This window comes from Streptomyces sp. 8L, from assembly GCF_020176795.1.
Lineage (GTDB): Bacteria > Actinomycetota > Actinomycetes > Streptomycetales > Streptomycetaceae > Streptomyces.
Window position 1 is genome coordinate 1 of sequence record NZ_JAIUKE010000799.1, and the last position, 2,438, is coordinate 2,438.

The 2,438-nt window shown below is 76.2% G+C and carries 1 protein-coding gene and 1 pseudogene; one reads left to right on the plus strand and one right to left on the minus strand.

The window, feature by feature from the left end; genetic code table 11:
- Nucleotides 1-1,807: pseudogene (locus tag LCE31_RS38850) on the plus strand (AfsR/SARP family transcriptional regulator); the annotation flags it as partial.
- 111 nt (nt 1,808-1,918) lie between these two features.
- Here LCE31_RS38850 and LCE31_RS38855 read toward each other — a convergent pair.
- A partial coding sequence (locus LCE31_RS38855; RefSeq protein ID WP_225022945.1) for an NPCBM/NEW2 domain-containing protein occupies nt 1,919-2,438 on the minus strand: 520 nt, incomplete at its 5' end.

The window sequence follows — 2,438 nt, forward strand, 5'->3', positions numbered from 1 at the left end:
GTACGGGGCGGCCGGGCGCGACGCTGACGGGGCGGCCGGGCGCGACGCTGACGGGGCCGCCGGGCGCGATGCCCCGGATGCCGGCGGCATGCGCGACCCCGAGGCGCCCGGTGCCGTTCTCGATGTCCCCGAGCTCCTCGGCGCGCTGGTGGACAAGTCCCTCGTCGTGGCCGCGCCGGGCGGGGACGACGGCATGCGCTACCGCATGCTGGAGACCATCCACGAGTACGCGTCCGAGCGCGCAGGCGAGGAGCCCGCGGAACTCGCGGCGGCGGAGCGCGCGCACCGCGCGTACTTCACCGGGTTCGCGGAGCACGCCGACCCCCTCCTGCGCTCCGCCGGACAGCTGCCGTGGATTCGCCGCGTGGAGACCGAACTCGACAACATCGAGGCCGTGTTGGACCGCACGGTGGCCGCCGGGGACGAACAGGCCACCCAGCGCATGCTGTTCGCCGTCTGCTGGTTCTGGTGGCTGCGCGACTACCGGACGGAGAGCCTCCGGCGCATCGAGCAGGCGCTCGCCCTCGGCCCCGAACCCGCGGGCGAGGACGATCCGCGGTTCTGGCCGTACCGCTCGCTGCAACTGCTGCGCGTGTTCCTCCTCAGTGAAAGCGGCGGACTGGAGAGCCTCTCCGACGGGGCCGTGGCGGGGAACGCGGGCGGGGGAAACGCTGCGACGCCCCGCGAGATCATCAGCACGTTCGACCGTCCCGGCCCGCACTCCGCGCGCTTCCCCGGCATGCTCTGGGGGCTGCTCGCCTTCTTCCTGGACCACGACGCCGACCCCCGGCGGATGATGGACGACGCGATGGCCAACGTGCGCCGCTACGGCGGCGCGTGGGAGACCGCCGTACTGCTCATGGGCCGTGCCCACGTCCTGATCGACCAGCCGGACGGCATCCAGGAGGCCGACGCGTGCCTCGTCGAGCTGAGTGAACTCAGTTCGCGCATCGGCGACCGTTGGGTCCTCGCACAGGTCGCGGGCGCCGCGGCCGAGGCCGCGATGGCCCGCGGGCAGTTCGAGAAGGCGCGCGCCGCGTACGAGGAGTCGCTGCGGTACGCGCGCGAGGTCGGCGCGCACGCGGAACCGCCCTTCCTGCTGGTCCGCCTCGCGGAGCTGTCCTTCAGGGCGGGCGACGAGGACGCGGCCGAGAGGGGCCTCGCGGAGGCGGTGCGGGCGGTGGAGCGCACGCATGCGCAGGACACGGAGGCGTTCATCGGCCTGCTCCGCGCGATGCTCGCGATCGGCCGGCAGGACGTGGCGGAGGCCCGCGCCGCCATCGACGCGTCCAAGGAGGCGGCCCGGCGCGGCACGCTCCCGCCGCAGTTCGAGACCGCGGCGGCCACGGTGGAGGCGCGGATCGCCTCCTACGAGGAGGAGGGTCCGCACGCCGCGGCCCGCTCCCTCGGGCGGGTGCTGAAGGACGCGCTCGCGGGGAGGTTCGCCCCGGTGGTGCTGGCGCAGGCCGCGGAGGCGGCCGCCCTGATCCTGCTGCGCGCGGGTGAACCAGCGCGTGCGGTACGGGCGTTGTCCGCGGCGGAGGCCTGGCGGGGCGACTTCCCGCGCTCGGTGCCCGAGCAGCGGGAGGCCACCGGGGCGGAGGCGGCGGCGCGCGGGGCGCTGGGCCCCGCGGCGTACGAGGCCGCGCGGGCGGCCGGCGCCAGTCTCACCCCGGCACAGGTGGCCGACGACCTGGCCTCGCTGCCCGACCCGCCTCCGAACGGGGCCGACGCGCCCGCCGAGGGGGACGACCCGCCTCCCGCAGATGCGGGGCCGGACGCCGAGAGGCCCGAGCCACGCCGCTGACGGAGGCCCCGTACCGGTGACACGGACGCCGCGCCGCTGACGGGAGCGCCCCCGCGTCCCCCGCCCGGCGGCTCCTCACCCGCAGCAGCCGCCTCACCCCCGGCCGGCCCGCTACCCGCAGCTGATCCGTGCCTGGGCCCAGTCCGCGACCGCGGCCGCGCCGAGCGGTGTCAGCGGCTCCACCACCAGCCGGATCGTCTTCTGCCCCGCGATCCGCACGGACATCCCCGTCGCCGGGCGCCCGCCTCGTACGGTGGCCGACGTCCACAGCCGGCCGGTGTCGCCGTACACGGAGAAGCGCAGCGAGCCGAGGCCGAGCGTCGCGTCGTCCACGCCCACCGACGACTGGAAGGTGGTGCAGGCCCGGTTGAGGTTGATCGTGACGCTGCTGGGCGCGTGCATGCTCACGCCCTGCCCGTAGCGCGTCCCGGCGACCGACATGCCGTACCGGGGCCAGAGCCGGCCGGCCGAGGCGAGGCGCACTTCCGGCTCGGTGCCGTCGCCCTGCAGTTCGTACGGCAGCCGGTACACGTCGAACACCGACGGCGCCGGGAGCGGCGGAGGTGTCGTCGCGGGCGGCGGCGGAGGCGTCGTCGGGGCGGGCCGCCGCGTGGTGGGGGACGGCTTCGGC